Here is a 22,996-nt window from a genome sequence, read left to right on the forward strand (position 1 = left end):
CCACTAGGAGAGGAGGCGCCATGCCAACTATTACTCTTCCCGACGGCAGTCAACGTTCATTCGATCACCCGGTTTCCGTAGCCGAGGTCGCCGCATCCATCGGTGCAGGCCTGGCCAAGGCCACCGTAGCCGGCAAGGTCAATGGCAAGCTGGTCGACGCCAGCGACATCATCGACAGCGACTCTTCGCTGCAAATCATTACGCCAAAGGATGAAGAGGGGCTGGAGATCATTCGCCACTCTTGCGCCCACCTGGTTGGCCACGCGGTCAAGCAGCTGTACCCGACGGCCAAGATGGTCATCGGTCCGGTCATCGAAGAAGGCTTCTATTACGATATCGCCTTCGAGCGTCCTTTCACGCCCGACGACCTGGCCGCCATCGAACAGCGCATGCAGCAGCTGATCGAAAAAGATTACGACGTGATCAAGAAAGTCACTCCGCGCGCCGAAGTGATCGAAGTGTTCAAGGCTCGCGGCGAAGACTACAAACTGCGCCTGGTCGAAGACATGCCGAACGAGCAGGCCATGGGCCTGTACTATCACGAAGAATACGTTGACATGTGCCGTGGTCCGCACGTGCCGAACACGCGCTTCCTGAAATCCTTCAAGCTGACCAAGCTGTCCGGCGCCTACTGGCGTGGCGATGCCAAGAACGAGCAATTGCAGCGCGTTTACGGCACCGCATGGGCGGACAAGAAGCAGCTGGCGGCTTACATCCAGCGCATCGAAGAAGCTGAAAAGCGCGATCACCGCAAGATCGGCAAGCGTCTGGGCCTGTTCCACACCCAGGAAGAGTCGCCGGGCATGGTGTTCTGGCACCCGAACGGCTGGACTCTGTACCAGGTGCTCGAGCAGTACATGCGCAAGGTTCAGCGCGACAACGGTTACCTGGAGATCAAGACTCCACAAGTCGTTGACCGCAGCCTGTGGGAGAAATCCGGGCACTGGGCCAACTACGCCGACAACATGTTTACCACTCAGTCGGAAAACCGCGACTACGCCATCAAGCCGATGAACTGCCCGTGCCACGTGCAGGTGTTCAATCAGGGCCTGAAAAGCTACCGCGAGCTGCCAATGCGTCTGGCCGAGTTCGGTGCCTGCCACCGTAACGAGCCGTCGGGTGCGCTGCACGGCATCATGCGCGTTCGCGCCTTCACTCAGGACGATGCTCACATCTTCTGTACTGAAGAGCAGATGCAGGCCGAATCCGCCGCGTTCATCAAGCTGACCATGGACGTCTATGCCGACTTCGGCTTTAAAGAAGTCGAAATGAAACTGTCCACTCGTCCGGAAAAACGCGTCGGTTCCGACGAGTTGTGGGATCGCGCCGAAGCGGCATTGGCCGCAGCCCTTGATAGCGCGGGCCTGCCGTACGATCTGCAGCCGGGCGAGGGTGCGTTCTACGGTCCGAAGATCGAGTTCTCGCTGAAAGATTGCCTCGGTCGCGTCTGGCAGTGTGGTACCCTTCAGCTCGATTTTAACCTGCCTGTCCGTCTGGGAGCCGAATACGTCTCTGAAGACAACAGTCGCAAGCACCCGGTGATGTTGCACCGGGCGATCCTGGGTTCCTTCGAGCGCTTCGTCGGAATTCTGATCGAGCACTACGAGGGTGCATTCCCTGCGTGGCTGGCGCCGACCCAGGCAGTGATTATGAATATCACTGATAAACAAGCCGATTTTGCCGCCGAGGTTGAAAAAACTCTCAACGAAAGCGGATTTCGTGCCAAGTCTGACTTGAGAAATGAAAAGATCGGCTTTAAAATCCGCGAGCATACTTTGCTCAAGGTTCCCTATCTCTTGGTTATCGGAGATCGGGAAGTCGAGATGCAGACTGTCGCTGTGCGTACTCGTGAAGGTGCTGACCTGGGCTCGATGCCCGTCGCCCAGTTCGCTGAGTTTCTCGCGCAAGCGGTTTCCCGGCGTGGTCGCCCAGATTCGGAGTAATTATTATTAAGCGTGAAATGAGACAAGATAAACGAGCTGCACCGAAAGCCCCGATCAACGAGAATATCTCGGCACGCGAGGTTCGGTTAATTGGGGCTGAAGGTGAACAGCTTGGGATTGTGTCAATTGAAGACGCGCTTCTTAAGGCTGAAGAGGCCAAACTGGATCTGGTGGAAATTTCCGCCGATGCAGTACCCCCTGTTTGCAAACTGATGGACTACGGCAAATCGATCTTCGAAAAGAAGAAGCAGATTGCCGCGGCCAAGAAAAACCAGAAGCAGATTCAGGTTAAAGAAATCAAGTTTCGTCCAGGGACGGAGGAAGGGGATTACCAGGTAAAACTGCGCAACCTGGTACGTTTCCTGAGTGACGGGGACAGGGCCAAGGTATCCTTGCGATTCCGCGGCCGTGAGATGGCCCACCAGGAGCTGGGGATGGAACTCCTCAAGCGAGTTGAAGGTGACTTGCTCGAGTACGGTTCGGTCGAACAGCATCCTAAGATGGAAGGACGCCAGCTGATCATGGTCATCGCCCCGAAAAAGAAGAAGTAATCAACAGGGCACGGCAGGCCTTCTGATTATGTTTATCAACTGAATGCGGAGTATCCGAACATGCCAAAAATGAAAACGAAAAGTGGTGCTGCTAAGCGGTTTTTGAAAACTGCTAACGGTATCAAGCACAAGCACGCTTTCAAGAGCCACATCCTGACTAAAATGTCGACCAAGCGTAAGCGTCAACTGCGCGGTAGCAGCTTGCTGCATCCGTCTGACGTGGCAAAAGTCGAGCGCATGCTGCGCCTTCGTTAATTTTAGTCAAGAATAGAGGAAGTAACTCATGGCTCGTGTAAAGCGTGGCGTCATTGCCCGTAAACGTCACAAAAAAATTCTGAAACTTGCTAAAGGCTACTACGGCGCTCGCTCGCGCGTATTCCGTGTTGCCAAGCAAGCGGTAATCAAGGCAGGCCAATACGCCTACCGTGACCGTCGTCAGAAAAAACGTCAGTTCCGCGCTCTGTGGATCGCTCGTATCAACGCTGGTGCACGTATCAACGGTCTGTCCTACAGCCGTTTCATCGCCGGCCTGAAAAAAGCGTCCATCGAGATCGACCGTAAGGTTCTGGCTGATCTGGCAGTGAACGAAAAAGCGGCGTTTGCTGCGATTGTCGAGAAAGCTAAAGCCACCTTGGCTTAAGTACCCCCGACAGTCACCCGGCCTCACCTCTGTGGGGCCAGGTGTTAAACGTCATAAATAGGGGAAGAGCCTTCAAGCTCTTCCCCTATTTTGTATCTGGAGTCTGTACATGGAAAACCTGGATGCGCTCGTCTCTCAAGCACTAGAGGCTGTGCAAAGCGCTGAAGATATCAATGCCCTGGAGCAAATCCGGGTTCACTACCTTGGTAAAAAGGGTGAATTGACTCAGGTGATGAAGACCCTGGGGAATTTGCCGGCAGAAGAGCGTCCGCAAGTCGGTGCGCTGATCAACGTTGCCAAGGAGCGTGTCACAGAGGTTCTCAATGCGCGCAAGGCGTTGTTCGAGGAGGCCGATCTTGCGGCCAAGCTCGCCGCCGAATCCATTGACGTGACCCTGCCTGGCCGCGGCCAGACCTCAGGCGGTCTGCATCCGGTTACCCGGACTCTGGAACGTATCGAGCAGTTCTTTACCCACATCGGCTACGGCATCGCCGAAGGCCCTGAGGTCGAAGACGATTACCACAACTTCGAAGCGCTCAACATCCCAGGCCATCACCCGGCCCGGTCGATGCATGACACCTTCTATTTCAATGCCAACATGTTGCTGCGCACCCATACCTCGCCGGTACAGGTCCGCACCATGGAATCGAAACAGCCGCCGATCCGCATCGTCTGCCCAGGCCGTGTGTACCGTAGCGACTCCGATATCACCCACTCGCCGATGTTCCACCAGGTCGAAGGCCTGCTGGTCGACCGCGATATCAACTTCGCCGACCTGAAAGGGACCATCGAAGAGTTCCTGCGCGTGTTCTTCGAAAAAGAACTGGCCGTGCGTTTCCGTCCTTCGTACTTCCCGTTCACCGAGCCATCCGCCGAAGTCGACATGGAATGCGTGATGTGCAGCGGTAAAGGCTGCCGTGTCTGCAAGCAGACTGGCTGGCTGGAAGTCATGGGCTGCGGCATGGTTCACCCGAACGTGCTGCGTATGTCCGGGATCGACCCGGAAGAGTTTTCGGGCTTTGCCTTCGGCATGGGCGTTGAGCGTCTGGCCATGCTGCGTTACGGCGTGAACGACTTGCGTCTGTTCTTCGACAACGACTTGCGGTTCCTCGCGCAATTTCGCTAGTCGTAACGAATTCTTAGGAGAGCAGGATGAAATTCAGTGAACAATGGCTGCGTGGCTGGGTAAGCCCGCAGGTAAATCGCGACGAGCTGGTTGCTCGTCTGTCGATGGCCGGTCTTGAGGTCGATAGCGTTACGCCGGCCGCCGGTGAATTCAGTGGTGTGGTAGTGGGCGAGGTGCTGAGCACCGAGCAGCACCCGGACGCCGACAAGCTGCGCGTTTGCCAGGTCAGCAGTGGCGCGCAGACCTTCCAGGTTGTGTGCGGTGCGCCAAACGTGCGCCCGGGCCTGAAGATCCCGTTCGCCATGATCGGTGCCGAACTGCCAGGCGATTTTAAAATCAAGAAAGCCAAGCTGCGTGGCGTTGAATCCAACGGCATGCTGTGCTCCCAGGCTGAGCTGCAAATTGGCGAAGGCAACGACGGCCTGATGGAATTGCCGGCCGATGCGCCGGTCGGTCAGGACATTCGTGAATACCTGAACCTGGAAGACGCCAGCATCGAGGTCGACCTGACCCCGAACCGCGGTGACTGCCTGTCTCTGGCCGGTCTGGCCCGTGAAGTCGGTGCGCTTTATGCTGCCCCGGTGGTGCGCCCGGCCATTGCCAGCGTTCCTGCCGTGCACGACGAAGTGCGTTCGATCGAAGTACTGGCGCCGAACGCTTGCCCGCGTTACCTGGGTCGCGTGATCCGTAACGTTGACCTGTCCAAGCCTACGCCACTGTGGATGGTCGAGCGCCTGCGTCGCGCCGACGTGCGCAGCATCGACGCCGCCGTCGACATCACCAACTACGTGATGCTGGAACTGGGCCAGCCGCTGCACGCATTCGATCTCGCCGAAATCAATGGCGGCATCCGCGTGCGCATGGCCAAAGATGGCGAGAAGCTGGTGCTGCTCGACGGCCAGGAAGTCAGCCTGCGTAGCGATACGCTGGTGATCGCCGACCACACCCGCGCCTTGGCTATCGCCGGCGTCATGGGTGGCGAGCACAGCGGCGTCAACACCGCGACCACCCGTGATATTTTCCTGGAAAGCGCGTTCTTCGACCAGATTGCCGTCGCTGGCAAGGCGCGTTCCTACGGCCTGCACACCGACGCTTCGCACCGCTACGAGCGTGGCGTGGACTGGAAGCTGGCCCGTGAAGCCATGGAGCGCGCCACTGGCCTGCTGCTGGACATCACCGGTGGCGAAGCCGGCCCGATTGTTGAAACCGTCAGCGAACAGCATTTGCCGTCGATCGCGCCGATCACCCTGCGTGCCCAGCGCATCACCCAGATGCTGGGTATGGAAATGGATTCGGCCGAAGTCGAGCGTCTGCTCAGCGCTTTGGGCCTGACCATTACTGCCGATGGGGCAGGGCAGTGGCGCGTTGAAGTGCCAAGCTTCCGTTTCGATATCAGCCTGGAAGTTGACCTGATCGAAGAGCTGGCCCGTCTGTACGGCTACAACCGTCTGCCGGTTCGCTACCCGCAAGCCCGTCTGGCACCACAAGCCAAGGCTGAAGCGCGCAGCGATCTGCCTGAGCTGCGTCGTCTGCTGGTGGCCCGTGGTTATCAGGAAGCGATCACCTACAGCTTCATCGATCCGAAACAGTTCGAGTTGTTTAATCCGGGTGTCGAGCCGCTGTTGCTGGCCAACCCGATTTCCAACGACATGGCTGCCATGCGTTCGTCCCTGTGGCCGGGCCTGGTCAAGGCGCTTCAGCACAACCTGAACCGCCAGCAGGATCGTGTCCGCCTGTTCGAAAGCGGTCTGCGTTTTGTCGGTCAGCTGGAAGGCCTCAAGCAAGAGCCGATGCTGGCCGGTGTGGTGTGCGGTAGCCGTCTGCCGGAAGGCTGGGCGCAAGGTCGCGATGTCGTGGATTTCTTCGACGTCAAAGCCGATGTGGAAGCGGTGCTGGGCTTCGCCGGTGCACTGGATGCGTTCACGTTTGTGCCGGGTAAACACCCTGCGTTGCACCCGGGTCAAACCGCGCGCGTCGAGCGTGATGGTCGCCTGGTCGGCTATGTCGGTGCTATCCACCCTGAATTGTCGAAAACCCTCGGTCTCGACCGTCCGGTCTTCGTTTTCGAGCTGGTTTTGGCCGAAGTGGCTTCGGGCAAAATGCCAAAATTCAGCGAGTTGTCGCGCTTTCCTGAAGTGCGTCGTGACTTGGCATTGATTGCGGCCACGGACGTGGCAGCAAGTGCTGTGCTGGATGTAATCCGTGAAAATGCAGGCGAATGGCTCACGGACCTCAGGCTATTTGACGTGTATCAGGGTAAAGGCATTGATCCTGATAGAAAAAGCCTTGCGGTTGGCTTGACCTGGCAGCATCCATCGCGCACTCTTAATGACGATGAGGTGAATACCGCAACGCAAAACATCCTCACCTCGCTCGAACAAAGGTTGAACGCCACGTTAAGGAAGTGACGTATGGGGGCTTTGACGAAAGCTGAGATGGCGGAACGTCTGTACGAAGAGCTGGGCCTGAACAAGCGGGAGGCCAAGGAATTGGTCGAACTGTTTTTCGAAGAAATCAGGCACGCGCTCGAAGACAACGAACAAGTCAAATTGTCCGGTTTCGGCAATTTCGACCTTCGGGACAAACGCCAGCGGCCTGGCCGCAATCCGAAAACGGGAGAAGAAATCCCGATCACGGCTCGCCGTGTGGTCACCTTTCGTCCAGGGCAGAAGTTGAAGGCCCGAGTTGAGGCTTATGCTGGAACCAAGTCATAACGACGAACTACCCGTCATCCCGGGCAAACGCTACTTCACCATTGGTGAAGTCAGCGAGCTGTGTGCGGTAAAACCACACGTGCTGCGCTACTGGGAGCAGGAGTTTCCTCAACTCAACCCCGTCAAACGCCGCGGAAACCGCCGGTATTATCAGCGCCAGGACGTGCTGATGATCCGGCAGATCCGCGCGCTTCTTTACGATCAGGGGTTCACCATCGGCGGCGCACGCTTGCGTTTGTCCGGCGATGAAGCCAAAGACGACACCACCCAATACAAACAAATGATCCGCCAGATGATCGCCGAGCTGGAAGATGTTCTGGTGGTCCTCAAGAAATAAATTCCTGCTTTTAAATACTTCCAGTTTTCAAAAGCTTGCGATATATTCTTGAACGTTCCTCGAGATGAGGGACAGAATCAACGCCTAGTCGGGGCGTAGCGCAGTCCGGTAGCGCACTAGCATGGGGTGCTAGGGGTCGAGTGTTCGAATCACTCCGTCCCGACCATATTTTTCAATGACTTAGCCACCTTTTGGTGGCTTTGTTATTTCTGCCCCAGTGACTTTCCAAGCGAGCTAGGGCTTTTATCAAGCTGACTCCGGCACTGCATTCCCCCCAACTCTACCGAAGTTTGCCGACACTTCCTGGCATACAGGTTCAAGACCCGAATGATCCGCGGAAGCGCGATGTTCAGCGGTATATGGCATTTATCAGCCGACCACCGGAAGCCATCACGCTGAATGCGTTTCTGATGGGCAATCCTGACGTGGCAGTCATCCTGAAATAGAGCTGAAGCAATCATGCATACCCGCCATTGAGCGAGTTTATTTTGACCGGAGAAAAGTGATACCGAGCTCAACCAGAAAGCCCAGAAGGAAAAGACCGATGGCCTTACCGAAAATGAAAAGCTTCGCCGCGATGCTGCTGACTCTGCTCGCCGGCTGTGCAATAAGGGAAGTGCCAGTGGTGGGTATGGTGCCCGGTACCGCTAGCATCGCCCGCTTGGGCGATGCAGGAACCATCGAACTCTCTGCCGCTTCTGGATCAACTGCTTTCGATATCCGCGCCGGGATTATTGCCGATCAAGCAGCTCTGAGGACGCTGCAGCAGTATGTGCGCGAGGTGTGCTTGCGGTAGATGCACTGTCATTGCGCCAAGACAAAAATGCTTGCTTGAATGGTTTCTGAGGCGAGACATCATTGAGAAGGCCCGTTTCCACCCATTCTGCTTTTTTCGGCAGTCGTAGTGTGCCAAACACCAAGTCTAAAATCGGAAAGAACGCTGCATAGTTTGAGTTGTGATATTGAGCTTCCTTCCCGTGATGCAGTCTGTGCCATTGTGGGCCCGATATTATTCGGGTGAAGGGTCCTAATGAGAAGCGGACATTTGCGTGATTGAAGTAGCCCCAGCCACTGAACAGTATCAATGAGCCTAGATAGGGAACCATGTTACCTCCGCATATTATTGCGGTCGGTATGTGGGCAAGAAAAAAGCCGATTAATGCACCTCCTACGCTCTGGCGTAGAGAGGTTGAGGCATTCATATGCGTATCGCTGTGATGCACCCTATGGAATGCCCATAGAGCTACATACTTGTGCTCAAGTCGATGGGTCCAGTATTGGAAAAAGTCCCAAATGAATGCATATACAAGAGTGGCAAGGATGCCACCTAATATGCCTTTTGATTGCCAGTCCGGTACGATGCGTTCAAGCAGAGATATGCTGGGTAAAAGTTGCGCGCATCGATTCAATAGCGGTGCGGCAAGGGCTAAGCCGACTAGCAATAGAATGAAGACTTTGACGTTGTGCCACCTACCGCTTAGGCCCGAATCGGTTACAGCTGGTCTGCACCATTCAAATAACCAAACGCCACCCGTCATCATGACTGCGACCATCACTTCCTTCGAGTTGCCTTGAAACACCTGAATGATGTATTGCAGGAAGTCGTTCATTGCTGCCTCATTTTTTGTGGGCGAGTCTACAGAGAGCCAGCTAGGCAGGTCCAATGCAATCGATGGTTGTCGGGCCAGAACCGATCACCCCGCGCCTCGATTTCAAGCAGTCTGGCGCGAAGCCTTAAAGTCGTCAGCGTCATAATCACAGAAACCCAGCGAGGCTGGAATTCCAGCCCCGCAGCGCCAAGACATTGATCCTATTTTTGGCTGAGCGCCGCTATCGATACTCCCGAAGCGACGAAGGTGAGTCCTGCCCCTACGTTCAGGCCATTTACCAGCCGTGGGCTCTGACGCAAAAATCGGGACAGTACAGTGGCAAATACGCCCATAAGTGCGAATCCCACTGCCGTAAGTGCGGCGAACCATATGCCGTACACCAGCATCTGCACGCTCACTGAGCCGCGTTGTGGGTCGACGAACTGCGGGATGAACGCAAGGACGAAAAACCCAGGCTTCGGATTGAGTGCCGCCGAGAGTAATCCAGTGAGGAAAATACTCGGCAGTGATTGCCGAGTCGCTGGCTGGAAGCTGATCAGGCTACGGGAGCGCAGGACTTTTATGCCAAGCCAAAGCAAATAGCCGGCGCCGATAAGCTTGATGACCCAGAAGGCAACGGCGGACGTCTGCATCAGCAAAGTCAGTCCTAGCGAAGCGGTTGCCACATGAAAGAGAATTCCCGCCCCAGATGCCATCCCCGACACGATAGCGGCGATCTTGCCCTGGCTGAGTCCTCGGCCTACGGCCAGCAGATTGTCCGGGCCTGGTGCGAGCACCAATAGCAAGCACGCGGCAGTATAGGCAAGCCAGATATTGATCGGAAACACGGCATTCTCCTTAAGCCTCACCGAGGCATCCATCCTCACGTAGCACCAGAATGTGCTCGTACCAGGCTGCAAAGTCAAAGCCACTTCATTTGAGAATATGTGTTTGAAGAGCCTATTCGCGGGCTTGTTACGCAGCGGCTAACGTGCGGCTGCGATTATGAGTTTGAACCAGTCGGCACGGCTTGACGGCCATTTAACCACGCAAGGTCTGTTGGGCGGACGCTTACTGTCCAGGGCTGGCCAGAAGGTTTTAGAAAGTGCGTTAGGGGGCTTGAAACTCTAAGCAGGCTGCAGCTTCCGTCTTCTAGATGCTGACAGTTCAGTTGGAAGAGTTGTGCAGCTGCTGAAGCTCAAGTTGCTTGGCAGCACTGGCTTCGAGGTTTGCACGCTCTTCATCCAGATACCGATAAATGCTTTGGAGGTTGGCGATTTTCTGTTTGATTTCTGCCATCTTCTTTTCAATTAGCTTAGCGCCGTCAGCACAGTCGATCAGCTTGTTCCGCTGCGCATCCAGAATCTCGCCTATTTCCCCCAGGGAAAACCCCATGCTTTGCGCGCGCTGGATAAAGTCCAGATCCTGCAGAGTTTGCGCTGTGTAAACGCGATAGTTGTTAGTTTGCCGCAGCGATGAGATCAGGCCGATTTGCTCGTAGTAACGCAGCGTATGGCGGCTGGCGCCACTGCGGGCTTCGAGTTCGCCGATTTTCATGAAAACACCGCTTGACTGTAGAGTTGGGTCGATAGTTTACGCTTGATTTCTCACCTTAAACAAGGAGCAGGGAAATGAGTGTGGAGTGCTTTGTCACGGGGGGGACCGGCTTCATCGGTCAACATTTGGTGGCGTACCTGAGTGCAAAAGGTCACACCATTCGGGTGTTGATGCGTCGCCCGGAGCGACTAGATGCACTGCGCGAGCAAGTCGACAATTTGGGAGGGAACGCAACCCGGGTATTTGCCGTAGCTGGCGATCTGGAACGGGACAACCTCGGGTTGAGTCTTGCTGACCGAGAAGTGCTAAGGCACGCCAGAGTCGTATTCCACCTGGGCGCCCATTTCGCTTGGGGGCTTTCAGTGGAGCATTCTCGTGCGGTGAATGTGGAAGGGGCAAAGCGCGTGGCGCTGTTGGCGGCTGAGCAAAAAAGCCGGTTAGTGATGATCGGCGGCTACATGCTGAAAAATCATGAACATCTGCAGCGCATCGGAATTGATCCTCGTTATCCGGAGCTGACGAATTGGCCTGCCGTCTACCGACATGTCGGTGGTTACGAGGGGAGCAAGCTGGAGGCGCATTTTGCGACCCTGGAGGTCATGTCCGCCAAGGGCGGGGAGATGACCGTTGTCCACCCCGCGACGGTTTGTGGCCACAGCCGCACGGGGCATATCCTTGACGGTCAGCCGCTGGTGGAGCTGATACGCAACCTTGTGCAGGGAAAGCTGACTGCAGTGCCCGGTACTGCCGAGCACTGGCTGCCACTGGTTACCGTGGATTACCTGGTTGAGCTGGTGGCGGTTTGTGCTTTTGATCCTGCCATGGTGGGCCAGGAACTGCTGGCGCTTGATGACCAAACTCCCAACTTGCGAGAACTCCTGGTACAGGTGGCACAGCCCGTTGGCTTAAAGTCTCCCAAGTATTACATTTCGCTCCGATTGCTGAAGTTGCTACTGAGTATTCCTCCCGTCGCGCGGTTTTTGAATACAAAACCTGAAGCCTTGGACTTTATCCAGACCACTCGTTTTGATACAGCGGCGGTCGAGCAATTTGCCAACAGGCATGGAATAGCCAAGCCGGATATACGTCAGTCATTGCAGCACACTGCCACGTTCGTCAACTCAAATTGCATAGCCAAGGGCAAGGCCCGCTAGCAATGGCGGCAGAGCACGCGGAAGTTGCTAAGCGATTGCTCATCCCATGTGACGGTGAAGTAATGAATATCCAAACCGTATGGAGCGAGAGCAGGTACCTGGAAAATGGCCAGCTTTGCTGAAATAGTTGGCATTCGGGTTCAAAAGGGCTTCGATAGATGACTTTGATAGCGCTATGAGGACGGGGAAAGCATCCAAAAAATTTGCACCTGGGTTATTCGCCCAGCCTTCACCTCAACCGCCGTTTGACTCATGCGTCTTAATGCAGAGTCGAAATCCTTCGACTCTCTCCAATCCTGATCCGATCAAGCGCCCGGTTTAGTGCATCCAACGCATCCAGGAGGGCTTTCGCCTCAGCTTCCCGGCCATCACCCCAAAGGCGTTCTGCCATTTTGTTCAGGGCCTGGATGGAGCGCTCAATTTCAGCAGCAGTCGCCGCTTTGCTTTCCGGTTGCTTCTTCAACATGAGTACCCAGGGAGGACGAGAATTAATTAAAAAGGGTCGCGAGATTTTACCTCGCGACCCTTTTTATTTGTCTCAGTTTTACTATTGATGCAATCAGCGCCGATCCAACCAAACCGTCTGCGCATTGCAAAACTCTCGCACCCCAAAATGCGACAGTTCCCGGCCAAAACCGCTTTTCTTCACACCACCAAACGTGACACGCGGGTCCGTCGCGCAATATCCATTGATGAACACACCACCAGTTTCCAGTTCACCAGCCATCTGCTCCGCCAGCTGAGCATTGCCTGTGTAGATGGTTGAGGCGAGTCCGAATTCGCTGTTGTTGGCCAATTCCAGCGCATGGGCGGCGTCGCGTGCGGTGATGATCGAGGCTACCGGGCCGAACAGTTCCTGTTTGAATGAGGTCATTTGGTCAGTGACGTCAGCGAAGACGGTGGGCTCGTAAAAGTTGCCGGGGCCTTCAGCTTTCTTGCCGCCCATCAGCAATGTCGCGCCTTCTTCCAGGGTGTTGCGAACCTGGCGATCCAGTTCATCACGCAGGTCGAAGCGGGCCATGGGGCCAATATAGGTGTCTGGGGCCAGTGGATCGCCGACGACCAGTTGGCGGGTGGCTTCGACGAACTTGCGGGTGAATGCCTGGGCAATGCCTTGCTCGACGATCAGGCGCTTGGCGGCTGCGCAGACTTGTCCGGTGTTCTGATAGCGGCCAATGACGGCGGCTTTGACTGCCTCGTCAAGGTCGGCATCGTTGAGCACAATGAACGGATCGGAGCCGCCCAGTTCCAGCACACACTTTTTCAAGGCCGCACCGGCCTGTGCGCCAATGGCAATGCCGGCCCGTACGCTGCCGGTGAGCGTCACCGCGGCGATGCGTGGGTCGGCGATGGCCGTGGAGACGCCGTCCGGCGTGACATTGATGACTTCGAAAACACCTTCGGGAAAGTCCGCGTGCTTGAAGGCATCCCGCAACAGCCAGGCGCAGCCCATCACGTTGGGGGCATGTTTGAGGACGTAGGTATTACCGGCGATCAGTGCTGGAACGGCGCCGCGCAGGACTTGCCAGATCGGGAAGTTCCACGGCATCACGGCGAGAATCGGGCCGAGCGGGCGGTATTCAATGCGTGCCTTGCCACCCTCGACCATTGTCGGTTCGGCACTCAGCATGGCAGGGCCGTGTTCGGCGTACCACTGGCAAAGCTGCGCGCACTTTTCGATTTCACCGCGTGCCTGAGTGATGGGCTTGCCCATTTCCTGGGTGATCATGTTCGCCATCGTGGCGGCGTTGTCGCGCAATACCTGAGCCAGGGTGATCAACAACTGCGAGCGTTGATCAACGGGTTTGCTGCGCCAGACGCGGAAGCCGGCAGCGGCGCGCGACAATGCGGCGTCCAGGGTCGATGGGGATTCGAAAGGGTAGTGGCCGATCTGCTCGCCAGTGGCGGGGTTGATCGAAATGGCATGGGTGAGACTGGAAATTGGGGTCATGACACCGTCCTGCAGGGTGAGAATCAAAATGGCTGGTTCGCGCGCGCCAGAATGGCTTGGGCACGACCAATGACCGGTGCATCGACCATTTGCCCATCCATCACGAACACGCCTTCCCCGGAGCTGGCGGCATCGATGATGCGTCGCGCCCAGTGCAATTCTTCAGCGGTGGGTTGTAATGCCTGATGGATGATCGCCACTTGGCTCGGATGGATGCACAGTGCGCCGCCGAAGCCCATGTCGCGGGCAAATTCAACGGCGGCGTGCAGGCCGGTGGTGTCCTCGATCGAGGGAAAAACACCATCCAGCGCAGGCGCCAGTCCGGCAACCCGGGTCCAGAGCAATACGGCATAACGGGCGTGGCTGAGCACTTCATCGGCGGCGCGGCTGCCGGTGGTCAGGTTCAGGTCCAGGCCCAGATCGAGACTGCCGAACGACAGCCTCTCGACACCTTGGGCGATGGCAATCGAGCCAAGTGCAGCCAAGCCTTTGGCGCTTTCGATGATCGGCCAGACCGGTTTGCCGGTGCTGCCTGCAGTGTGCACTTGCGCACAGGTTTCAGCCTTGGGCAGCAGAATGGCGGTCACACCGGCATGGCGTCGGCAAAGATCCAGGTCTGCAGCGTGTGCCCAGTGATCCGGGGCATTCACGCGAACCAGAATCCGGGCGTCCGGGTGGTCACTCAAGAAGCGCTGCAGATTATCCCTGGCCTGTTCCTTGAGGTTTTCCTGTACGGCATCTTCCAGGTCGACAATCACCCGGTCCGCGCCGGTGGCGATGGCTTTGGGGATGCGCTCTGGACGCGTGGCCGGGACAAACAGGGCGGTGCGAACGATCGATGGATTCATGGGGTTTCTCCCGCGCTGAACTCGACTTCACCGATTTGTGCGGTGCCGTCCTGATTGCCCGCCCAAACCTGCGCCTTGCCGCTGTCGATCAGACGCCCGCCCACTTCGAAGGGTTGCGGTGAAATCAGCGGCCTGACACCCCGGAACGCGAAGCGCTTCAAGCGCGCGGTCGGGTGCGCTCTGGTGAAGGCACGCAAGTTGAGGGTGGCGATCAAAGGGCCATGCACTACCAACCCCGGATAGCCTTCGGTCTCTGTGACGTAGGGCCAGTCATAGTGAATCCGGTGGCCATTGAAGGTGACTGCGGAATAGCGGAACAGCAGGGTCGGTGAGGGTTCGACCTGGTCTTGCCATTGGCCTTCAGGGAGCGCTTCGGTGCCGCTCAGTTTGGGCGGTGTCGGTTCCCGGTAGACGATGTCCTGCTCATCTTGCAGGGCGCGTTGGCCGTCCTGGAAATACTCATGGCGTACCGTGACGAACAGCAACGATCCGGTGCGACCGTGCTTCTCTTCGACGTTGAGAATGGTCGATACGCAGGTCACATCCGCCTCTACCTTCAGAGGCTGGTAGAACTCGATTCGGCTACCGGCCCACATGCGATTGCGGTTGCGGGCTGGTGGCAGGAAGCCGCCGAGCGCGGTATGGCCGTCCGGGCCCAGTTCGCTGGCGGCAACCGGCTCCTGAAAGAACGCCCAGTGCCACAGCGGCGGCAGCGCTTCGCCAGGCAGTGGCGCCACTTCGCTCAAGGTGGCGGCAATGCGTTTGACCAGGTTGAAGCTGATCCGGTCCTGGCTTTCCTGATGACGTCCGATCCACGCTGAAAAATCGATATTGCTCATACATGTCGCTCCTGTCGGTCGGTGATCAGGCCAGGGCGGCCATTTCTGGAATCGCTTCGAACAAATCCGCCACCAGGCCGTAATCGGCCACCTGGAAGATCGGCGCTTCTTCGTCCTTGTTGATCGCCACGATCACTTTGGAGTCTTTCATGCCGGCCAGGTGCTGGATCGCGCCGGAGATACCGACGGCGATGTACAGCTGTGGCGCAACGATCTTGCCGGTCTGACCGACCTGCATGTCGTTGGGTACGAAACCTGCGTCGACCGCGGCGCGCGAAGCACCGACAGCAGCACCGAGCTTGTCGGCCAGGGCGTACAGGTGTTTGAAGTTGTCGCCGTTCTGCATGCCGCGCCCGCCGGAAACGACGACCCTGGCGGCGGTCAGTTCCGGACGATCGGACTTGGCCAGTTCTTCACTGACGAAGCTGGATTTCCCCTCGTCGAAAACGGTGGCGACCGCTTCGACGACCGCCGAACCACCTTCAGCCGCCACCGGGTCGAAACCGGTAGCCCGCACGGTGATTACTTTGACCGCAGCGTTCGATTGCACAGTGGCGATGGCGTTACCGGCGTAGATCGGGCGCTTGAAGGTGTCGGCGCTTTCGACCGAGATGATCTCGGAAATCTGATCAACGTCCAGCTGAGCGGCTACGCGTGGCAGGGTGTTTTTGCCGTTGGAAGTGGCCGAGGCCAGCACATGGCTGTAAATCGTGCGCTGCTCTATCACCAGACCTGCCACTAACGGGGCAACGTTTTCCGGCAGTTGATGCGCGTAGGCGGCGTTGTCGGCCACCAACACTTTCGCCACACCGGCAATTTTCGCCGCGGCTTCAGCCACGGCACCAACACCTGCGCCGGCCACCAGAACGTGGATGTCGCCACCGATTTTCGCGGCGGCCGCCACGGTGTTCAGCGTGGCCGGGGCCAGCACGTTGTTGTCCTGCTGGTCATTTGAATAGTCAGCAATTACCAGGATCGTCATTCAGATCACCTTCGCTTCGTTCTTCAATTTCTCCACCAGCTCAGCCACCGACTTGACCTTGATCCCCGCGCTGCGTGCAGCTGGCGCTTCGACTTTCAAGGTTGTGTTGGTGGAGGCGGTGGAAACGCCCAAAGCGTCCGCAGTCACTACTTCGAGAGGCTTCTTCTTGGCTTTCATGATGTTTGGCAGGGACGCGTAGCGCGGCTCGTTCAAACGCAGGTCGGTAGTGACGATGGCCGGCAGTTTCAGGGAAACGGTCTGCGCGCCGCCGTCGATTTCGCGGGTCACGGCAACGCTGGCTCCGCTGACTTCGACTTTGGATGCGAACGTGCCCTGACCGTAGCCGCTCAATGCCGCGAGCATCTGGCCAGTCTGGTTGTTGTCGCTGTCGATGGCTTGTTTGCCGAGGATCACCAGCTGTGGCTGCTCCTTGTCGACCACGGCCTTGAGCAGCTTGGCCACGGCCAGGGAAGTCAGGTCTTCAGCGGATTCGACGAGGATGGCGCGGTCGGCGCCCAGAGCCAGCGCGGTGCGCAGTTGCTCTTGAGCGGTGGACGGGCCGATGGAAACAACGACGATTTCAGTCGCAATACCGCTCTCTTTCAGACGTACCGCTTCTTCCACGGCGATTTCGCAGAACGGGTTCATCGACATCTTGACGTTAGCGAGGTCGACGCCGGAATGGTCCGCTTTCACACGAACTTTCACGTTGTAATCGACCACGCGTTTCACAGCTACGAGGATCTTCATTGGGCAGTGTTCTCTCGAAAATCTTTTATCGTTGCAGTCAGATGGCCCCGGCGGCGCGCATTTCTTCAATGCGTTCCGCGCCCAGCCCCAGTTCCCTGAGCAACTGTTCGGTGTGTTGACCAAGGCCCGGTACGGCATCCATGCGTGGCTCGAATGCGCTGTTGCTGCCGGGCGGGATCAGGCTTGGAACGGGGCCGGCGGAGGTTTCAACGGCTCGCCAACGGTCACGGGCCTGAAGTTGCGGGTGGTCCCAGACACCTTGCATGTCATTCACCCGGGCGTTGGCAATTTGCGCATGGTCGAGGCGATCGATCACCGCATCGAAGTTGAGCGTGGAGAACGATTCGATGATCAGTTCCCGTAGGGCGTTGCGGTTCTCGACGCGTTTGAAGTTGGCCGAGAAACGCGGGTCTTTTGCCAGCTCGGGGGCAAGCAGCACCTTCTCGCAAAACAGCTGCCATTCACGCTCGTTCTGCAAACCCAGCATCACGGTGGTGCCGTCACCGATGGGGAAGGGGCCATAGGGGTAAATGGTGGCGTGCGCTGCACCGGCGCGAGGGGGTGGAGGCGCACCGTCGTAGGCGTAGTACAGCGGGTAGTTCATCCACTCGACCAGGCTTTCGAGCATCGACACATCGAGGTGGCTGCCTTCGCCGGTCCGTTCGCGCAGCAGCAGGGCAGACAGAATCCCGGTGTAGGCGTACATGCCGGCCGCGATGTCGGCGATGGAGCAACCGGCCTTGGCCATTTCGTCCTCGCCCGGGCTGCCGGTGACCGACAGAAAGCCGCCTTCACTCTGGATCAACAGGTCGTAGGCTTTCTTCTTCTCGTAGGGACCACCGACGCCATAGCCTGAAATGTCACAGACAATCAGGCGCGGAAAGCGCTGGTGCAACGCCTCAAATGACAATCCCATCCGCGCAGCGGCACCGGGCGCCAGGTTCTGCACGAGCACGTCGGCAGTGGCGAGCAAACTGTCCAGCACCTCGGTGGCCGAGTCCTGTTTCAGGTCGAGGGTCAGGCTTTCTTTCGAACGGTTGGTCCAGACGAAGTGCGAAGCCAGGCCGTTGACGCGTTGGTCGTAGCCCCGGGCGAAATCACCTGTGCCTGGACGTTCGACCTTGATCACCCGGGCGCCGAGGTCGGCCAGTTGGCGGGTGCAGAAGGGCGCTGCAATGGCATGCTCAAGGCTGACGACGGTAAGGCCATCGAGCGGGCGGAGGCCTTTGGGCTGGCTCATGATGTTTATCTCTCTTGTTATTAGAAAGAGCGCGGCAGTTCGAGCAGGTGTTCGGCAACGTACGACAGGATCAGGTTGGTGGAGATGGGGGCGACCTGATACAGACGGGTTTCGCGGAACTTGCGCTCGACGTCGTATTCGCAGGCGAAGCCGAATCCGCCGTGGGTTTGCAGGCAAGCATTGGCTGCCTCCCAGGAGGCTTTCGCTGCCAGGTACTTGGCCATGTTGGCGCTGGCTCCGGCGTTGAGGCCGCTGTCGTATTCCTCGCAGGCACGCCAGCGCATCAGGTCGGCTGCTTCGATTTCGATGTGGGCTTCGGCGATGGGGAACTGCACACCCTGGTTCTGCCCGATCGGGCGCCCGAACACCACGCGGTCGCGGGCATAGGCACTGGCCTTTTTGATAAACCAGCGACCGTCACCGATGCACTCGGCGGCGATCAGGGTGCGTTCGGCATTCAGTCCGTCGAGGATGTACCGGAAGCCTTTGCCTTCTTCGCCAATCAGGCTGTCAGCGGGGATTTCCAGGTTGTCGAAGAACAACTCGTTGGTCTCGTGGTTGACCATGTTGGCGATGGGCTGCACGGTCATGCCATTGCCGATGGCCTCGCGCAGGTCGACGAGGAAGATCGACATGCCTTCGGACTTTTTCTTCACGTCGGCCAACGGCGTGGTGCGCGCCAGCAGGATCATCAGGTCGGAATGCTGGATCCGCGAGATCCACACCTTCTGCCCGTTGATCACGTACTTGTCGCCTTTGCGTACGGCAGTGGTCTTGATCTTGGTGGTGTCGGTACCGGTGGTGGGCTCGGTCACGCCCATCGATTGCAGGCGCAATTCACCGTTGGCCAGCTTCGGCAGGTAGTAACTTTTCTGCGCCTCGCTGCCGTGTCGCAGCAGGGTGAACATGTTGTACATCTGCCCGTGCACGGTCCCGGAGTTGCCGCCGCAGCGGTTCACCTCTTCGAGGATCACCGAGGCCTCGGCCAGCCCCAGGCCGGAGCCGCCGTATTCAACCGGGATCATCGCGGCCAACCAGCCGGCATCGGTCAGGGCCTTTACGAAGGTTTCCGGAAAGCCTTTTTCTTCGTCGATTTTGCGCCAGTAAGCGGCATCGAATTCTGCGCAAAGAGCGCGTACGCCCTCGCGGATGGCATTGAGTTCTTCAGCGTTGCGATCAGTCATTATTATTCTCCTCAACGTGCCACGCCTGGCATCAGCCCGGCGTGACTCGGTCCGGGTAGGGCGCAATCAGATCGGGTTGAAACCCAGCGCAGCACGAAAGCGATTCTTGATGTAGTGACCATCACGCGGTGGCAGCACCCGTGGCGGGTTTTCCGCTTTGATCTTGATCGTTGCGAGCTTGACGCCGTCGCGGGTGGCGAAGCGCTCGCGCAGGTCATGCACGCCTTGCATGTCGCGGATTTCGTCGGTCCAGCTGAAGCTGCAGGTCTTCGCCACCTGGTCCAGGGAAATACCGAAACCGGCGTGGCTGACTTGCATCCCGGTTTCGCCAAAGTGGCCGTTATCCAGCACGGCGATGGTCAGGTTGGCGGGTTTTTGCAGCGCGACGGTGGCCAGTGCGCCGAAGCCCATGAGCAATTCGCCGTCGCCGGTGACCACCACCACCGACTTGTCCGGCTGGGCATTCGCCAGGCCCAGGCCGACCGTGATGGCGCTGCCCATGGCAGCCCAGAGGTAGTAATTCAGATCATGGTCGCCGGCGGCCATGACGTCATAGGACGCTGAGCCCAGGCCGGTCACGACCAGTACGTCTTTACGGTCGGCCAGCAAGGCCTTGACCACTTCGCGGCGACACAGGGTGTGGTTGGCGCTTACTTGACCCATTTCTTTTCTCCAATCAGGCGCTGGCCGAGCAGCAGGGCAGTGGACGAATCACCGTTGAAGGCCATGGTCGCAGCACCGTGCAGCAGCGGGGCGACGTCTTCGGGAACGTCCGCGCGCCAGGTCATGACTTTCATCAGGTTCAGGGAGGCTTCGGTGGCCTGGCCCATCGGGTTCTGCCACGCGTTGAATTCGGCCCAGTCACCGCGCATGGTCACCACCATCAACAGTGGGAAACCGGCGCAGACTTGGAGCGCGAGGGTGTTGATGCAGTTACCGACACCGCTGGACTGCATCAACAGGGCACCGCGTTCACCGCCCAGCCAGGCGCCGGCGAGGTAGCCGATGCCTTCTTCTTCGGTGGTGAGGACGACGGCCTTGATGTCCGGGTCGGCATACGACATGCGGATGGCCGCCGAGTGGCCTGCATCCGGTACGAAGACCACATGTTTGACGTCGTGGGCCTTGAGCACGCGGAACACGTCCTCCTGCCAATCCTGTCCCACGGTTTGTTCAGCTTCTGTTGACATGCCAGTCTCCCAAGCAGTGCTGCTTTTGTGTTTTCACACATTCTGGGAGTGCTGATTGCTGCCGACGACTACCGTTTTTGTCTTTGAGATATGCCTGTTTTGTATAGCTTGGCGGCGAACGCGTGGCGCAGCAGGGAACGGCGATAACCGCACATTATGGGAAGGGCAAAGCCGAGCAGCAGCCTTGCGCAAAGGTGCTGAGCCTGGGCGCCGGGTCATAGCATTTGGGCATATCAGCTAGAGCGTGATCCGCTCTTATTGAGGAGGTGGGGCTAGGGTAGTTTTCCGGCTACGTGGTTACAGCGCGTAACCGACGCAACAACAATAAGAAGGGGTTACACCTAATGAAAAACAGGCTACCGGCTGCGGCAGGCATTCTGATCGCCATGCTATTGGGGGTTCTTATCGGTTACATGATTTTCCTGAACTTCCCGGACAAAGCGATGGCAACCAGGATCGCCGGTTATATCTCGATCATCTCTGACATTTTTCTACGCCTGATCAAAATGCTCATCGCTCCTCTGGTGTTCTCGACCCTGGTGGTGGGCATCGCTCATATGGGGGATGCAAGCGCTATCGGCCGGGTATTCGGCAAGGCACTGGGCTGGTTCGTGACAGCCTCATTGATCTCGCTGTCGGTGGGGTTGGTCATGGCGAACATGTTGCAGCCCGGGCACAACCTGGGATTGCCGCTGCCAGACGTGACCAGTACGACCAACTTGCAAACGTCGGTATTCACCCTCAAGGATTTCATGACCCATCTGGTGCCCAAATCCTTCGCGGAGGCCATGGCCACCAACGAAATTCTGCAAATCGTGGTGTTCTCGATATTTTTCGGCGTCGCGTTGGCCTCCTTGGGCAAGAAAGCCGCCGGCCTGGTGAATGTCATCGAAGACCTGTCCCACGCAATGTTGAAGGTCACCGGTTATGTGATGAAGCTTGCACCACTGGCGGTGATGGCGGCCATGGCAGCGACCGTTGCAATCAATGGCCTGTCCATTCTGGTCAAGTTCGCCGTGTTCATGCGCGACTTCTATCTCGGGCTGATCGTGCTCTGGGGCATGTTGGTGTTTGCCGGCTGGATGTTCCTCGGACGGCGTGTGTTCAAACTGGTGGTGTTGATCAGAGAAGCGTTCCTTCTGTCTTTTGCCACTGCCAGTTCCGAGTCGGCTTACCCGAAGATTCTTCACGCGCTGGATCGTTTTGGAGTCAAACGCAGAATCTCCAGTTTCGTCATGCCCATGGGCTATTCCTTCAATCTGGATGGCTCGATGATGTACTGCACCTTTGCCGTGCTGTTCATCGCTCAGGCGTATGGCATCGAGATGTCTATCGGTACGCAGATCACCATGCTGTTGACGCTGATGCTGACCTCCAAAGGCATGGCCGGCGTGCCGCGTGCTTCGCTGGTGGTCATTGCAGCGACCCTGACTCAGTTCGATATCCCCGAAGCCGGTCTGCTGCTGATTCTAGGGATCGATACCTTTCTGGACATGGGCCGCTCGGCGACTAACGCGGTGGGCAATTCCATCGCAACAGCGGTGGTGGCCAAATGGGAGGGCGAGTTGGTGAGTGAGGATGAGGCCGAGCGTCATGCAACTGCGCTGGATGTTCAGGGTGATACAGGAGAAAAACCGCTGACGGTCTGACCTGTTATCGGTGCATCTTCAAGATCAAAGGGGGAGCATTCACAGAGGTGGGTGCTCGCCCTTTGTCATGATCAGGACTTGCGTTGCAGGGTGTGATAACCCAGCTCTGACCTGGCTTCCCTGAGGGATTTGCCTTCAGCGATCAGGGCGCGGATACGGGCTTCCACTGCTTCGATCGAGCGGGCGCAGGCGGCCACTTCACTGGCACGCTCCCGAGGCACGATGACCACGCCGTTGGCATCGGCGACCACAATGTCTCTGGCGCACACGCGGGCCTGGCCGATGGACACCGGCTGATTGACCGACGCTACTTCGACCCGATCTTTCCCGGTACGCATGAACCGGCCTTTGCTGAACAGTGGATAGCCATCACCGAGTGCCTTGCTGACATCTCGGCAGACACCGTCGATAACGGTCGCTGCAATCCGTTGGCTCCCTGCATATTGGGTCATGATGTCGCCCCAGACGGTGCAATCGGTGCGTCCGTCGTTGTCGATCACCACCACGTCGCCTTCGGCCACATCGTCGATGAAATCTCCGACCGTTCCCGGCGGGCAACTGGCGCTGACGTAGCGCACGGTGAAGGCCGGCCCGACCACCACTTGCCGATAGTTATCCAGTGGCATGATGCCCAGGCACTGGCCAGGCAGGCCCAGTTTATCCAGGGCATCGGACACACCCGGCGTATCCAGGCCTTCAAACAGGGCAACCAATTCTTTGTCTTGGGGGGACATGTGTAACACCTCGCAGTG

General features: G+C 57.8%; 24 protein-coding genes, 1 tRNA gene and 1 pseudogene. 12 read left to right on the forward strand and 14 right to left on the reverse strand.

The genetic code is table 11. The annotated features are described in order from the left end of the window. The first annotated feature begins 20 nt into the window (after positions 1–20). The 10 genes and pseudogenes from thrS to rz1 all read left to right on the forward strand — a co-directional run. Positions 21–1,943: a threonine--tRNA ligase gene (thrS, locus tag ACEN9A_RS08255; RefSeq protein ID WP_007940231.1), complete on the forward strand. Its 1,923-nt coding sequence runs from the start codon at positions 21–23 to the stop codon at positions 1,941–1,943. Next, the gene (gene infC, locus ACEN9A_RS08260) at positions 1,943–2,494 is read left to right on the forward strand and encodes a translation initiation factor IF-3 (RefSeq protein ID WP_172435341.1); all 552 of its coding nucleotides are present in this window, start codon (positions 1,943–1,945) and stop codon (positions 2,492–2,494) included. Before thrS ends, infC begins: the two co-directional genes overlap by 1 nt. Positions 2,495–2,554: 60 nt before the next feature. Beyond that, positions 2,555–2,749, forward strand: a complete 195-nt coding sequence (gene rpmI, locus ACEN9A_RS08265; protein ID WP_002553160.1) for a 50S ribosomal protein L35 — start codon at positions 2,555–2,557, stop codon at positions 2,747–2,749. A gap of 28 nt (positions 2,750–2,777) precedes the next feature. Next, a complete protein-coding gene (gene rplT, locus ACEN9A_RS08270) occupies positions 2,778–3,134 on the forward strand; it encodes a 50S ribosomal protein L20 (protein ID WP_007905879.1) in 357 nt (118 codons plus the stop codon). A 109-nt stretch (positions 3,135–3,243) separates the two neighbouring features. Further along, positions 3,244–4,260 carry a phenylalanine--tRNA ligase subunit alpha gene (gene pheS, locus ACEN9A_RS08275; protein ID WP_007940232.1) on the forward strand — a complete coding sequence of 339 codons (1,017 nt, stop codon included), beginning with the start codon at positions 3,244–3,246 and terminating at the stop codon, positions 4,258–4,260. Positions 4,261–4,286: 26 nt separating this feature from the next. Then, positions 4,287–6,668 (forward strand): phenylalanine--tRNA ligase subunit beta, encoded by a 2,382-nt coding sequence (pheT, locus tag ACEN9A_RS08280; RefSeq protein WP_258672942.1) that lies wholly within the window; start codon positions 4,287–4,289, stop codon positions 6,666–6,668. 3 nt (positions 6,669–6,671) lie between these two features. Beyond that, a complete protein-coding gene (gene ihfA, locus ACEN9A_RS08285; RefSeq protein ID WP_002553164.1) occupies positions 6,672–6,974 on the forward strand; it encodes an integration host factor subunit alpha in 303 nt (100 codons plus the stop codon). Beyond that, complete coding sequence (locus ACEN9A_RS08290; RefSeq protein ID WP_003179985.1) at positions 6,955–7,311, forward strand: MerR family transcriptional regulator; 357 nt, start codon at positions 6,955–6,957, stop codon at positions 7,309–7,311. The genes ihfA and ACEN9A_RS08290 overlap by 20 nt, the downstream gene beginning before the upstream one ends. Positions 7,312–7,400: 89 nt before the next feature. Next, positions 7,401–7,477 (forward strand) — tRNA-Pro (locus ACEN9A_RS08295). Positions 7,478–7,955: 478 nt separating this feature from the next. Further along, positions 7,956–8,066: pseudogene (gene rz1 / locus ACEN9A_RS08300) on the forward strand (lysis system o-spanin lipoprotein Rz1); the annotation flags it as partial. On the opposite strand, the gene ACEN9A_RS08305 reads toward rz1, so the two are convergent. The 3 genes from ACEN9A_RS08305 to ACEN9A_RS08315 all read right to left on the reverse strand — a co-directional run bounded on the left by ACEN9A_RS08305 (position 8,043) and on the right by ACEN9A_RS08315 (position 10,457). Beyond that, positions 8,043–8,921, reverse strand: coding sequence for a sterol desaturase family protein (locus ACEN9A_RS08305; RefSeq protein WP_258672943.1), 879 nt, complete (start codon positions 8,919–8,921; stop codon positions 8,043–8,045). The pseudogene rz1 and the gene ACEN9A_RS08305 sit on opposite strands and share 24 nt — an antisense overlap. Positions 8,922–9,121: 200 nt before the next feature. Next, a complete protein-coding gene (locus tag ACEN9A_RS08310; RefSeq protein ID WP_026345860.1) occupies positions 9,122–9,748 on the reverse strand; it encodes a LysE family translocator in 627 nt (208 codons plus the stop codon). A gap of 319 nt (positions 9,749–10,067) precedes the next feature. Next, entirely contained in the window at positions 10,068–10,457 is a 390-nt protein-coding gene (locus ACEN9A_RS08315; RefSeq protein WP_258672944.1) for a MerR family transcriptional regulator, read from the reverse strand. Positions 10,458–10,531: 74 nt separating this feature from the next. Between ACEN9A_RS08315 and ACEN9A_RS08320 the strand changes: the two genes are divergently transcribed. Continuing rightward, entirely contained in the window at positions 10,532–11,611 is a 1,080-nt protein-coding gene (locus ACEN9A_RS08320; RefSeq protein WP_258672945.1) for an SDR family oxidoreductase, read from the forward strand. A gap of 259 nt (positions 11,612–11,870) precedes the next feature. Here the strand turns inward: ACEN9A_RS08320 and ACEN9A_RS08325 are convergent, their stop codons facing one another. From ACEN9A_RS08325 to ACEN9A_RS08370, 10 genes are all read right to left on the reverse strand, one after another. Further along, complete coding sequence (locus ACEN9A_RS08325) at positions 11,871–12,077, reverse strand: hypothetical protein (protein WP_018930267.1); 207 nt, start codon at positions 12,075–12,077, stop codon at positions 11,871–11,873. Positions 12,078–12,170: 93 nt separating this feature from the next. Next, positions 12,171–13,562: an aldehyde dehydrogenase family protein gene (locus tag ACEN9A_RS08330; RefSeq protein WP_258672947.1), complete on the reverse strand. Its 1,392-nt coding sequence runs from the start codon at positions 13,560–13,562 to the stop codon at positions 12,171–12,173. 23 nt (positions 13,563–13,585) lie between these two features. Next, a complete protein-coding gene (locus ACEN9A_RS08335) occupies positions 13,586–14,410 on the reverse strand; it encodes an HpcH/HpaI aldolase/citrate lyase family protein (protein ID WP_258672948.1) in 825 nt (274 codons plus the stop codon). Further along, the gene (locus ACEN9A_RS08340; protein ID WP_258672949.1) at positions 14,407–15,249 is read right to left on the reverse strand and encodes an HTD2 family dehydratase; all 843 of its coding nucleotides are present in this window, start codon (positions 15,247–15,249) and stop codon (positions 14,407–14,409) included. Before ACEN9A_RS08340 ends, ACEN9A_RS08335 begins: the two co-directional genes overlap by 4 nt. A 25-nt stretch (positions 15,250–15,274) precedes the next feature. After that, on the reverse strand, positions 15,275–16,231 hold the full coding sequence (locus tag ACEN9A_RS08345) for an electron transfer flavoprotein subunit alpha/FixB family protein (RefSeq protein WP_258672950.1): 957 nt from the start codon (positions 16,229–16,231) through the stop codon (positions 15,275–15,277). Beyond that, complete coding sequence (locus tag ACEN9A_RS08350) at positions 16,232–16,981, reverse strand: electron transfer flavoprotein subunit beta/FixA family protein (protein ID WP_258672951.1); 750 nt, start codon at positions 16,979–16,981, stop codon at positions 16,232–16,234. A 37-nt stretch (positions 16,982–17,018) separates the two neighbouring features. Further along, complete coding sequence (locus ACEN9A_RS08355; protein WP_258672952.1) at positions 17,019–18,221, reverse strand: CaiB/BaiF CoA transferase family protein; 1,203 nt, start codon at positions 18,219–18,221, stop codon at positions 17,019–17,021. A 20-nt stretch (positions 18,222–18,241) separates the two neighbouring features. Beyond that, positions 18,242–19,405, reverse strand: coding sequence for an acyl-CoA dehydrogenase family protein (locus tag ACEN9A_RS08360; protein WP_258672954.1), 1,164 nt, complete (start codon positions 19,403–19,405; stop codon positions 18,242–18,244). Between the two features lie 66 nt (positions 19,406–19,471). Next, positions 19,472–20,068 (reverse strand): thiamine pyrophosphate-dependent enzyme, encoded by a 597-nt coding sequence (locus ACEN9A_RS08365; protein ID WP_258672955.1) that lies wholly within the window; start codon positions 20,066–20,068, stop codon positions 19,472–19,474. Further along, positions 20,056–20,595, reverse strand: coding sequence for a thiamine pyrophosphate-binding protein (locus ACEN9A_RS08370; RefSeq protein ID WP_018928360.1), 540 nt, complete (start codon positions 20,593–20,595; stop codon positions 20,056–20,058). The genes ACEN9A_RS08365 and ACEN9A_RS08370 overlap by 13 nt, the downstream gene beginning before the upstream one ends. 344 nt (positions 20,596–20,939) lie before the next feature. On the opposite strand from ACEN9A_RS08370, the gene ACEN9A_RS08375 reads away from it, so the two are divergent. Next, positions 20,940–22,244: a dicarboxylate/amino acid:cation symporter gene (locus tag ACEN9A_RS08375; protein ID WP_258672956.1), complete on the forward strand. Its 1,305-nt coding sequence runs from the start codon at positions 20,940–20,942 to the stop codon at positions 22,242–22,244. 71 nt (positions 22,245–22,315) lie between these two features. On the opposite strand, the gene ACEN9A_RS08380 is transcribed toward ACEN9A_RS08375, so the two are convergent. After that, complete coding sequence (locus tag ACEN9A_RS08380) at positions 22,316–22,978, reverse strand: RraA family protein (protein ID WP_018928358.1); 663 nt, start codon at positions 22,976–22,978, stop codon at positions 22,316–22,318. Positions 22,979–22,996 lie beyond the last annotated feature (18 nt).

The organism is Pseudomonas sp. Pseusp18 (assembly GCF_059506005.1).

What these genes read in the sequence shown, in the direction of transcription:
- ACEN9A_RS08290 (WP_003179985.1), top strand. Translation starts at nt 6,955, where the DNA reads ATGCTGGAACCAAGTCATAACGACGAACTACCCGTCATCCCGGGCAAA.
- ACEN9A_RS08355 (WP_258672952.1), bottom strand. Translation starts at nt 18,221, where the DNA reads ATGAGCCAGCCCAAAGGCCTCCGCCCGCTCGATGGCCTTACCGTCGTC.
- ACEN9A_RS08315 (WP_258672944.1), bottom strand. Translation starts at nt 10,457, where the DNA reads ATGAAAATCGGCGAACTCGAAGCCCGCAGTGGCGCCAGCCGCCATACG.
- ACEN9A_RS08375 (WP_258672956.1), top strand. Translation starts at nt 20,940, where the DNA reads ATGAAAAACAGGCTACCGGCTGCGGCAGGCATTCTGATCGCCATGCTA.
- ACEN9A_RS08330 (WP_258672947.1), bottom strand. Translation starts at nt 13,562, where the DNA reads ATGACCCCAATTTCCAGTCTCACCCATGCCATTTCGATCAACCCCGCC.
- ACEN9A_RS08305 (WP_258672943.1), bottom strand. Translation starts at nt 8,921, where the DNA reads ATGAACGACTTCCTGCAATACATCATTCAGGTGTTTCAAGGCAACTCG.
- pheT (WP_258672942.1), top strand. Translation starts at nt 4,287, where the DNA reads ATGAAATTCAGTGAACAATGGCTGCGTGGCTGGGTAAGCCCGCAGGTA.
- ACEN9A_RS08325 (WP_018930267.1), bottom strand. Translation starts at nt 12,077, where the DNA reads ATGTTGAAGAAGCAACCGGAAAGCAAAGCGGCGACTGCTGCTGAAATT.
- ACEN9A_RS08320 (WP_258672945.1), top strand. Translation starts at nt 10,532, where the DNA reads ATGAGTGTGGAGTGCTTTGTCACGGGGGGGACCGGCTTCATCGGTCAA.
- pheS (WP_007940232.1), top strand. Translation starts at nt 3,244, where the DNA reads ATGGAAAACCTGGATGCGCTCGTCTCTCAAGCACTAGAGGCTGTGCAA.
- ACEN9A_RS08370 (WP_018928360.1), bottom strand. Translation starts at nt 20,595, where the DNA reads ATGTCAACAGAAGCTGAACAAACCGTGGGACAGGATTGGCAGGAGGAC.
- ACEN9A_RS08350 (WP_258672951.1), bottom strand. Translation starts at nt 16,981, where the DNA reads ATGAAGATCCTCGTAGCTGTGAAACGCGTGGTCGATTACAACGTGAAA.
- ACEN9A_RS08335 (WP_258672948.1), bottom strand. Translation starts at nt 14,410, where the DNA reads ATGAATCCATCGATCGTTCGCACCGCCCTGTTTGTCCCGGCCACGCGT.
- ihfA (WP_002553164.1), top strand. Translation starts at nt 6,672, where the DNA reads ATGGGGGCTTTGACGAAAGCTGAGATGGCGGAACGTCTGTACGAAGAG.
- ACEN9A_RS08340 (WP_258672949.1), bottom strand. Translation starts at nt 15,249, where the DNA reads ATGAGCAATATCGATTTTTCAGCGTGGATCGGACGTCATCAGGAAAGC.
- rplT (WP_007905879.1), top strand. Translation starts at nt 2,778, where the DNA reads ATGGCTCGTGTAAAGCGTGGCGTCATTGCCCGTAAACGTCACAAAAAA.
- ACEN9A_RS08345 (WP_258672950.1), bottom strand. Translation starts at nt 16,231, where the DNA reads ATGACGATCCTGGTAATTGCTGACTATTCAAATGACCAGCAGGACAAC.
- thrS (WP_007940231.1), top strand. Translation starts at nt 21, where the DNA reads ATGCCAACTATTACTCTTCCCGACGGCAGTCAACGTTCATTCGATCAC.
- ACEN9A_RS08380 (WP_018928358.1), bottom strand. Translation starts at nt 22,978, where the DNA reads ATGTCCCCCCAAGACAAAGAATTGGTTGCCCTGTTTGAAGGCCTGGAT.
- rpmI (WP_002553160.1), top strand. Translation starts at nt 2,555, where the DNA reads ATGCCAAAAATGAAAACGAAAAGTGGTGCTGCTAAGCGGTTTTTGAAA.
- ACEN9A_RS08365 (WP_258672955.1), bottom strand. Translation starts at nt 20,068, where the DNA reads ATGGGTCAAGTAAGCGCCAACCACACCCTGTGTCGCCGCGAAGTGGTC.
- ACEN9A_RS08360 (WP_258672954.1), bottom strand. Translation starts at nt 19,405, where the DNA reads ATGACTGATCGCAACGCTGAAGAACTCAATGCCATCCGCGAGGGCGTA.